General features: G+C 35.6%; 18 protein-coding genes. 16 read left to right on the forward strand and 2 right to left on the reverse strand.

The window, feature by feature from the left end; genetic code table 11:
* Window positions 1-145: 145 nt before the first annotated feature.
* The 8 genes from CDOM16190_RS10120 to CDOM16190_RS10155 all read left to right on the forward strand — a co-directional run bounded on the left by CDOM16190_RS10120 (window position 146) and on the right by CDOM16190_RS10155 (window position 4089).
* Window positions 146-334 (forward strand): helix-turn-helix transcriptional regulator, encoded by a 189-nt coding sequence (locus CDOM16190_RS10120; RefSeq protein WP_170020669.1) that lies wholly within the window; start codon window positions 146-148, stop codon window positions 332-334.
* Window position 335: 1 nt separating this feature from the next.
* Window positions 336-788, forward strand: coding sequence for a hypothetical protein (locus CDOM16190_RS10125; protein ID WP_170020671.1), 453 nt, complete (start codon window positions 336-338; stop codon window positions 786-788).
* Window positions 781-1023 (forward strand): hypothetical protein, encoded by a 243-nt coding sequence (locus tag CDOM16190_RS10130; RefSeq protein WP_170020673.1) that lies wholly within the window; start codon window positions 781-783, stop codon window positions 1021-1023. Before CDOM16190_RS10125 ends, CDOM16190_RS10130 begins: the two co-directional genes overlap by 8 nt.
* Window positions 1013-1231: a hypothetical protein gene (locus tag CDOM16190_RS10135; RefSeq protein WP_170020675.1), complete on the forward strand. Its 219-nt coding sequence runs from the start codon at window positions 1013-1015 to the stop codon at window positions 1229-1231. Before CDOM16190_RS10130 ends, CDOM16190_RS10135 begins: the two co-directional genes overlap by 11 nt.
* Before the next feature lie 161 nt (window positions 1232-1392).
* Complete coding sequence (locus tag CDOM16190_RS10140; RefSeq protein WP_349644394.1) at window positions 1393-2067, forward strand: phage antirepressor KilAC domain-containing protein; 675 nt, start codon at window positions 1393-1395, stop codon at window positions 2065-2067.
* A 58-nt stretch (window positions 2068-2125) separates the two neighbouring features.
* Window positions 2126-2872, forward strand: coding sequence for an aspartate carbamoyltransferase (locus CDOM16190_RS10145; protein WP_170020677.1), 747 nt, complete (start codon window positions 2126-2128; stop codon window positions 2870-2872).
* Window positions 2873-3305: 433 nt separating this feature from the next.
* Window positions 3306-3626 carry a hypothetical protein gene (locus tag CDOM16190_RS10150; RefSeq protein WP_170020679.1) on the forward strand — a complete coding sequence of 107 codons (321 nt, stop codon included), beginning with the start codon at window positions 3306-3308 and terminating at the stop codon, window positions 3624-3626.
* The gene (locus tag CDOM16190_RS10155) at window positions 3610-4089 is read left to right on the forward strand and encodes a helix-turn-helix domain-containing protein (protein WP_170020680.1); all 480 of its coding nucleotides are present in this window, start codon (window positions 3610-3612) and stop codon (window positions 4087-4089) included. Before CDOM16190_RS10150 ends, CDOM16190_RS10155 begins: the two co-directional genes overlap by 17 nt.
* Before the next feature lie 381 nt (window positions 4090-4470).
* On the opposite strand, the gene CDOM16190_RS10160 is transcribed toward CDOM16190_RS10155, so the two are convergent.
* Both CDOM16190_RS10160 and CDOM16190_RS10165 read right to left on the reverse strand, forming a co-directional pair.
* Entirely contained in the window at window positions 4471-4659 is a 189-nt protein-coding gene (locus CDOM16190_RS10160) for a hypothetical protein (RefSeq protein ID WP_170020682.1), read from the reverse strand.
* A gap of 386 nt (window positions 4660-5045) precedes the next feature.
* Window positions 5046-5273 (reverse strand): hypothetical protein, encoded by a 228-nt coding sequence (locus CDOM16190_RS10165; protein ID WP_169975317.1) that lies wholly within the window; start codon window positions 5271-5273, stop codon window positions 5046-5048.
* A gap of 176 nt (window positions 5274-5449) precedes the next feature.
* Between CDOM16190_RS10165 and CDOM16190_RS10170 the strand changes: the two genes are divergently transcribed.
* The 8 genes from CDOM16190_RS10170 (at window position 5450) to CDOM16190_RS10205 (ending at window position 8336) form a co-directional block, all read left to right on the forward strand.
* Window positions 5450-5686 (forward strand): hypothetical protein, encoded by a 237-nt coding sequence (locus tag CDOM16190_RS10170; protein WP_170020684.1) that lies wholly within the window; start codon window positions 5450-5452, stop codon window positions 5684-5686.
* The gene (locus tag CDOM16190_RS10175; protein WP_170020686.1) at window positions 5683-6078 is read left to right on the forward strand and encodes a hypothetical protein; all 396 of its coding nucleotides are present in this window, start codon (window positions 5683-5685) and stop codon (window positions 6076-6078) included. The genes CDOM16190_RS10170 and CDOM16190_RS10175 overlap by 4 nt, the downstream gene beginning before the upstream one ends.
* A gap of 3 nt (window positions 6079-6081) precedes the next feature.
* Window positions 6082-6369, forward strand: a complete 288-nt coding sequence (locus CDOM16190_RS10180) for a hypothetical protein (RefSeq protein ID WP_170020688.1) — start codon at window positions 6082-6084, stop codon at window positions 6367-6369.
* A gap of 106 nt (window positions 6370-6475) precedes the next feature.
* Window positions 6476-6847 (forward strand): hypothetical protein, encoded by a 372-nt coding sequence (locus tag CDOM16190_RS10185; RefSeq protein WP_170020690.1) that lies wholly within the window; start codon window positions 6476-6478, stop codon window positions 6845-6847.
* Complete coding sequence (locus tag CDOM16190_RS10190; RefSeq protein ID WP_170020692.1) at window positions 6831-7112, forward strand: DNA/RNA nuclease SfsA; 282 nt, start codon at window positions 6831-6833, stop codon at window positions 7110-7112. The genes CDOM16190_RS10185 and CDOM16190_RS10190 overlap by 17 nt, the downstream gene beginning before the upstream one ends.
* Window positions 7113-7555: 443 nt before the next feature.
* A complete protein-coding gene (locus CDOM16190_RS10195; protein ID WP_170020694.1) occupies window positions 7556-7759 on the forward strand; it encodes a hypothetical protein in 204 nt (67 codons plus the stop codon).
* Window positions 7760-7837: 78 nt separating this feature from the next.
* Window positions 7838-8074, forward strand: coding sequence for a hypothetical protein (locus CDOM16190_RS10200; protein ID WP_170020696.1), 237 nt, complete (start codon window positions 7838-7840; stop codon window positions 8072-8074).
* Window positions 8058-8336 carry a type II toxin-antitoxin system RelE/ParE family toxin gene (locus tag CDOM16190_RS10205; RefSeq protein WP_170020698.1) on the forward strand — a complete coding sequence of 93 codons (279 nt, stop codon included), beginning with the start codon at window positions 8058-8060 and terminating at the stop codon, window positions 8334-8336. The genes CDOM16190_RS10200 and CDOM16190_RS10205 overlap by 17 nt, the downstream gene beginning before the upstream one ends.
* Window positions 8337-8641 lie beyond the last annotated feature (305 nt).

The raw sequence follows: 8641 nt of genomic DNA on the forward strand, positions 1-8641 counted from the left end.
ATTCTTATTTTTTATTCATTTTTAGACACGATAATTTTATTTTTAAGTTCGATTTTAACGTAGTTTTTGCACTAGATTAAAAATCAATTTCGAGCCATAATTAGCCTAGTTTTGCAAAACTAATACACATATTAAAGGCTAAACGATGAAGCAAACCGAACTCAAACCAAAATACTTAAGAGCGTCGCAAATCGCACAGATTTACGGCATAGGATTAAGCACAGTGTGGTATTTTGCTAAACAAGGCTTTTTAAGACCTATTAAATTCAGCAAAAATATTACCTTTTTTGACCCCTCCGAAGTAGAGGCGTTTTTTATGAGAAAGGGCGCGTAATATGGCTAGATTTAAAGACGAAGCCGAAGCTGGATTATACGGGCAATTTCACGCCTATTTACAGCTAAAGCACCCCGATATTTTAAAAGTAGCATTAGAAAGCGGAACGAGTGAGCTACACAAAGGAGTTAATCAGGGGCTAGAGGTAGCTTTTGATTTATTTCAGGCTTACACGGAAGCTTTTAAGGGCAAATTTGCAAAAACTGCGGCTAAACTAGCCGATACCGACGAGGAAGCGCGCGAGCAATATACGAGAATGCTAAAAGAGTGCTACCCTCACATATTCGAGGAAACGCTAAATAGTGGCAATATGAAAACCGCAGATTTTAGCGGAGTAGCTTTTAACTTATTCTTAGCGTTAGTAGAGCAAGGCAAACAGCTCCAAAGCCTACAAGATGAGAATAAAAGGATAATTGAGACCTTTTTTATTCAAAGGAGCGCACACAATGAATAAGTTAAATTTCAAACCTAGCAAAGTGTGCTTTAGTGCAAATGATGAGGTTATGCTAAAAGCTTTTAAAAGGCACTTGCATAACTACAAAGTGGCAAGCCTAGACGGAGCCGATCAGTCTTTGTTGGATTGTGCATTTGATTTATTTCACATAGTGCAGACACAGCGAGAAAGCATTAAAACCCTAGAGGTTAAAGCAGGCATAAGAGAGCCGAAAAAGGACAAAAATGAGAATTAGTAGACATAAAAAGACACTATTAAAAATAATGCTAGAGCAAGGGCGCGTAACGGCTGGACAAAAAAACTTAGGCATAAGTAACGCTAATCAGTATTTAGGCGACCTTAAACGCGAAGGAGTGATTAAAGACATACAAGCCAACGGGGAGCGTTTTAAATGGTGGTATATCGTCGATTTTGACAAAGCCAAAAAGAGAACAGGAGCTTAAAAATGAGTGCAATAGTAGCATTTAACAATCTAAATTTAGAGGTTATTGAGTATCAAGACACTTGGGCTTTATCAGATAGACAAGTGGCTCAAGGTTTTGGTGTAACCTAAAACGCAATACAGCAACAAAGAACCAAAGGAGCGACCGAATACATAGAGGGAGTGCATTATTATTACAAAGATATGTATAACGACGGCAAAGGCGGACTAACAGACACCCCAGTGGGATCTACTAGGGTGTATCAAAAGCCTCAAAAAATGGTATTTTGGACTAAAAAAGGAGTTATTACTCTCGGATTTAAATTGACCGAAACGCCACAGACGATTTTATTCAGAGACTGGGCTAGTGATTACATACTAAACAGGCAAAACAACCCTACAAGCATTCAAGACGTCTTAGCAGACCCGCGAGCGGTAGCCAAAATTCTTTTAGACTACGCCGACACACAAGATAAAAATAAATATCTCGAAGCTAAAATAAAAGCCGATGAGCCTTACGTGGATTACGGGCGAACGGTGGAAGCTACCGACGGGTGCATTTTAATAGGAACATACGCTAAAACGCTTTGCAATCAACATCAGGGCATAAATACAGGAAGAACGCGTATTTTTCAAATAATGCGAGAGTTGAAAATTTTGCAATCAAACAACGAGCCTTATCAAGAATATTTAGATAAAGACTATCTGCGCTACATCCCGTGCGTATACAAAAAGCCAAACGGTGAAAAAGTTCAGGGATTTACTCCAATGATAACACCCAAAGGACAGGTAAGGCTAACCGAGAAAATAATCGGGGCGATAAAAGCTAAAAATATGCCCCGTGAAGTAAAAATTTAAGCAAAATTATAAGGGCGGTTAGTGTCAAGCGACCGCCCTTAATTGTGGATTTTCAAACGTGGAAATATTACCCTACATTAACAAAATCTTAGCTGAAACTCCAGAAGTAAAAATCGATACTATTCGAGCCAGCTTTTTTAAAAATGCGATTGCACAAAAGCACTTTAGCAAGCTTGATATTTTAAAAAGCATAGCCAAAAATCACGGGCTAAAATGGCGCAAAATACAAGACAAAAAAGAGATTAAGATCGCGAGCCGTTATGAATTTAGAGGACTGAAAATCATCAATATTTACGAACTAGAGGATATGAGCATATTTTACGCCACTACAAAAAGCCTAAATAACTGCGATAAAAAAGCCGTTATTGAGTTTTACGGGCTAAGGCAATATCATAAACCAGCCCCACCCTTTGACCTCATCGCAGAGCTTTTAAGTGCAGTCAATAACGTTTCTAGTATTGATTTATGTTTTGATAGCCAAAAGCCTTTTAATTTGGAAGCATTTGAGATACAAACCTACCAAAACACACACTACATAAAAAAAGAGCTTGGAGTGCTTGAACGCGTATATTTTTATGATAAAGCTCTAAAAAATAATCTCAATTTGCCACTGTATCGCGTAGAAGCTACCGTGCCGATTATCGATTTTAACAAACCAGCTCCATTAAGCAAGCTTGATCGTCTTGATTTACAATTACGCCGAGCTGTGAGCGATTTCAAAGAGATAATAACCCTAGCTACTCTTGAAAAGCCTACAAACGCCTCTTACAAAGCGCACAACAATAAAAGAGAGTTAAGGGCATAATCCCTTATTTAACCTCATCGCTTTTTATTCATTTTGTCTAATTTAAACCCAAAAAACAGATAAAAACCTTAAGCCGTTTTTTGCACCTCTCATTTACTTTAAGTTTTCATAAAAACGGTATAGGAAGCAAAACTAACTTATACAGTAAACGAGAGCAAAAAAGCCAAAATTTACTACTACTAAAAATCAACGCCAGATACTACGCTTTAGGGCTTTGCGCTATGTTACAAACAGAGCCAAAAAATGCACTTTAAGAAATCAAGCCCTTTAGTGTATACTCTAGTGTATACTCTACTCATTTACTTTTCCTCTATCAAAATCCTATCCTTTTTAATAATCAACCCTCTCTAACCTTAAACCATACTCGCGCATTTTTTCAAAAAAACAGCCCAACCCAAAATAAAAGCTACAATCAAATTAAAAAGGTTTCATTTTGGCAAAATACTTCACAGATGAGTTTTACAGACTTAGTGAGTTAATGGGCGATGATCTAAGAGCCATTGCCTGCTTAATAGCAGACGACACCAAAACAGCCTGCAAGATATACAAGGACTTAGCATTCGGCAGATATAAGCCCGAATATGTTATTAAGCTAAAGCAGACTATTAAAAAGACTTTGGCTAACAAGACAAAAGTACTTACTAAAAGACACGACACGCAACTATTTAAACGTGATGATTTTGCAAACATAGAGGCTTATAGCATATTTACAAGACAATACAACAAAAGGGTAACTAATGGCAAAAACGACTAAGCTAACTAAAGACGATGAAAAAAGAATTAGAGCTTTATACGAAGCGGGAGCTACGCAAAGAGAACTGGCTAAGATTTATGGAGTAGGCTCGACCAAGATTAACGATATTTGTAAAGGAACAGATAGAGAACAGACCCAAGAGCTTATTAATCAAGGAGTAAATTTTAACGTTGCACTAGCTCATAAGAGCATAGAGGAAAGACAAGCCATTACAAGAGCGGTAGATGATAGAACTAGAAATATCTTATTTTTCGATAATAGTATTTTTAAAAATCAAACGAAAGCCGATGAGCTTTTAGATGTGGCCAATAATCTTTTAGAGGTAGAAACTCATAGCAAGATAACGGCAAGAAATAAAGAAGCCGTATGCGGTAAGACAATCCACCTAGCTAACGAACAAACTCAATCAGGCAATCAGCCATTTACGATTAATATCATAGAGGACAAGACGGAGAACGAATAAAGAACGAGCGGGGCATAACAAATCAACCTATTTTAAAGGCTTTAACCTCATCTTATGCGAACAAAAAAACGAATAAGCCAAAAAGTAGTAAAAACAGCCTCTACAATCAATAAAAAGACATCAAACAATACCAAAGTATTAAAAAAGGCTAAAAGCTCTCTACGGGCTTTATTTTGCGTTTAAAGTGTATATGTTAATTTTAGTAGATTTTTTAACCGATAAAAGATGAATTGTTAAGAAAATGAGAGAATTTTAACTTAATAATGAAGTCTTAAGCTCCGTTAGCCCTTTTGTGCTTTTTATTGTCTTGAACTAGCCAATATCCGAACAAGGTGCCTATTACCGCTAAAGCTATTGCGATGTATCCTAAAATATCCATATTTAATCCTTTGTTTCTATTTCTTGAGCTATCAGTATAAATATACCAAGCAAATATAAGCCCAAAACTATCATAGTAACAGACGATACTACGCTCTTATATTCAAGGGCTATTTTTAAAATACCGCCTGCAATCATTGCTACGCTGATATTCATAAAAGCGTTTATGCTTAGCTCTTGCCACTTTCTCATTATTAACCTTTAATCCGAATACTACAACACTTAAAATTAAAGCAAAATTAATCTAATGACATCTTATGAAGTCTAATGACATCAAAACCACAAGATCAAATAAGCACAAATTTACCCTATTTTTAAAGGCAAATATCGCTTTTATGATAGTTTGGTAGTCAGATCAAAGAATAAGCCAAAAGATACAAAGCTACATAAGTTAAACTTAGACAGCTATACGAGCAAAATAGAGCCAAGAAGCAACGAACGGCAGATAAAGCGATAGATTATACCCTTAAAGGGTTAAAAGGGCTTAGAGGGCTTGATTATGCTATTTGATATGAGGTAGTATCAATCTTTAGAGGAAAATACAAGAAGTTAAAGTGGGTGATGAGGTTAAAAGGTTGCTAGCTTTTATTTTTATTCAATACATAAGGCTCAAATATCGTCACTGCACTATCTAAATCACGTGCTTTAGCATAGTTGTCAAGCCAAGAGCCTACCCAAGACGGAACGGGCTTTTTATCGTCAGACCAATTATACACACTACCAGCATTTAATCCCGTCATATTTGCAAAATCTGCAACAGATAAATTTAAAACATTTAGCTTATTTAAAAATTCACTTTTTAGCATTCTGTAAAGACCTTTATTTTATTTGTGTAAATTGTAGCGTATTTAATCAAAAATGTAAAATAAGCCAAACTTTTATCATTAAAGATTAGATAAACACTTGACTATTTTAATTTAAGATGATAATATTTCAAATAATTTTTAATCAAAGATGAAAAATCAACATCAAAGGAGACCAAATGAGACTAACGTTTGAAATAGAGAACGAAGTAGATTTAGTTGATGAGATAATACCTGCACTTAATGCAATATCCCATATTACCCACGCTTTGCCGTATCATACAAAAGGAGTAGGCATTAATCACAACAGAGACTGCGAAACACATTATTTTTTAAGTTGCTTGATATACGACATAGCAGACGAAATAAAAGCTTATGCAGATAGAAAAACCAAAGAAGCAAAGGAGATTAAATGAAAATCACAACATCAGGGCTACAACATATTAGGGCAGATTATGCCAATTATGTTATCGAGCATAATGACGGAAGCGATGAGGTAAGCGAGCAAAAGCTTTATGAGATAGGGTGCTTAGCTTATTACAGCTACAGACAAACGAAAGGAGATTACGAGAGAGCATTAACAAGCAATGGGGTTTTAAGAGCAAGGAGCGAAGAAGCTCAAAAGAGAGCCGAAGCACTGCAAGGGGATAACATAAGGCTTTACCAACTTATCGGGCGAGAAATCGATAAAAATAAACAGCTACAAGACAAGCTAGACAGCTTGCAGTCGGCAGTCTTGATGTTTAAAGAGGGCAGTATAAGCCAAGATGAGCTAATCGAAACTTTACTAATAGAAAGCGAGGATTGAGAGATGAAAGCAAATGAAATTTTAAACGAAGTTGGCAGAGAGTTATCGGACACAGAGCAGGAGTTTTTAAAACTTTTGTCTAATTATGAGAGTAAGGATAACAAAGACGGGGAAACAAGCTTTGATATGCTTAACTGTGCATTTGATTTGTTTTGGGCTATGAAAAATTTTACTACTAATATGTCCGAAAAATCTAAAGTTGCCATAAAAGCTTTATTTGTGTTATGTAATGAAAAAATACAAGCCGAAATATTAAAAGAGCTAAATGAAATAGCAAGAAAAAGGAAATAAAATGACCTACAGACAGTTTAAATTTTATCAATCCATTATCGGCAGCCAAAGAGGCTTAACAATTAAAGACTTTATTATTTTTGTGAAATCATTTAAAGGATAAGCGATGAGTAAAGAGCATTTTTATCAAGCAAGCAAAGAAGTTTTAGAAGCTAATAATAAGGCTTTTAACGTTAGAGGGCTACTAAAGACGGATAAAGAAAAGGCAAAGCTGGCAGCCGGAGCAATGGCAAAAGAGTTTGAAGCCAAAAAGGATTACAACGAAGCACCGAGAGAGCTTATTATTAAAACGGGCGAATATTTGCAGGAGCTAGAAACTCAAAAGGAATTTATGCGGATAGTAAATCAAAATATTGAAGTTGAGAACTTGAAAATATTTACCAAGATATTTATACAAGAGGTTGAACGCATGCAAGGCGAAATAATACACTTTATCGATAGATACGTATTAGGGGAAGACAATGACAAAACAAACTAAATACATTAACGCTATACAAAAAGATAAGAGCGCAAAGGCTAAATTTGCCTACGAAGTAGCAAAGCGAGAATCAAAAGGGTTAAGCGAACTAGAGGCCACATACCAAGCAGGCTATCAGGCTTATTGTGCCTTTAACTACTATGCCAAAGAGTGCGAATACCTAGAGAAGCAAAACGAACACTTAAAAGGGCTAATCGACAAGCTAGAGCAAGCAAAGCCCAAAGGCGTTTATAAATGGCACGGCGGATTAAGTCAAGCTAGATAGGTTTAACAGGTGGGGTCAGTAGTAATGACCTCATCGATTAAGCCTAACCCGCAAGGAATGACCCTAACGGCTTTGTAGATAAGGGAAGCGTCAGCATAAGGGCGATAATCTTATGCTTGGTATCAGCCGAGTATTTAGCATTTCAGGCGGTTTTTAATAAGGCTAAAATGCTAAAAATAAGTTTGCAGACTTTGGAATATAAATAATTATGCAACTTGACAAAAATACACGCTTTAAGTAAAATTGCGACTAGTCGCAAAACTTGCCAAAGTGTGGAAAAATTTTAAAAATTTGAGTGAGAATTTTCTTTCGGGGCTCTGCCGACCCCTACAAACCCCACTAACTACAAAGAACCTAAAAGGCTAAAAATGATTGAGCCAATAACCTTGATTATCTTTATTTGGGCTATCTCTAGTATCGTTGTTTCTTTAACTTGGAGATAAATGCTACGTATAATAATCCAGACTAGCGCATACAATATCAAAAAAATAAAAGAGTTTGTCGCTACATTAAACGGCAAATCGGTAATCAATGAAAATAACGAACTACAAATAGCTTTAAAACTTCAACGAGAATGCAATAAAAGACTAAGGGCAAGAATAAGAGAAGCCTACGCGATAATTAACAAAAAAACTAATCATCAATAATACATTCAAGAAAAAATCAGGCTAATAATTTCATAAGCCTTTAGCGGTTAGAATATGACAAACGACAAAGGGGCTAGTATGAATACTCTAACACTCACAACTGATAATAGCGACTTCATAGCAAAAGCCAAAGAGGTATTATTAACCCTAGCCAAGTGCGATAATGTCAAAATAAGCTTAGATGATGACCCTTTATCGGCTGAATATGAAAAAAGAGCAGATGAAGCTTTAAGAGGTATCGGGCTTATTAATGAAACAGAAGCTTTGAGTATTGCAAGCAAGATCAAGAGCGGAACTTATGCAGGTAAAATTTAAAGAGCGTTTCTTTGATGAACTTAATACAATAAGCGACTTTATCAAGCTTGACAGCGAAGCAAGAGCGATTAATTTCATTGACGAGCTTATGGATAGATGCTTTGGGTTAAAAGAGCTCCCAAACGCACACAGACCAAGCCAAAAAGTTAAGCGTGATAATGCAAGAGATTTAATCTTTAAAGGCTATGTTATTCCATACCTGATAAACAATGATGAGATTTTGATATTAGGCATTTACAAAGCTAATAAATGGGAGGCGTGAAACTAAAAAATGATGAGGTTTCACATTTGAACCTTAATTAAGTTTCGAGCTAAAAAAGTTGTGAAACATATCAAATCTTAAACCAAAACACCTACTTTAAGCTTACGAAACTTAAAAACAGATATTTAACTAAAACAAGATAGCGTATTTTAGGGCATTACAAATACTTTGTATTGAAAATTGGAGTTTTCATTACCATATTTTCGGACTTTAAAAGCTTAACCGTCAATAAAATATTTTAAAAATATTTTTACGCTTTTTACAAGACAAATAAGGAATTTTCAGGCTTTACAATAATATCAGTC

Origin of the sequence: Campylobacter sp. RM16190, assembly GCF_012978835.1 — a bacterium.
Lineage (GTDB): Bacteria > Campylobacterota > Campylobacteria > Campylobacterales > Campylobacteraceae > Campylobacter_A.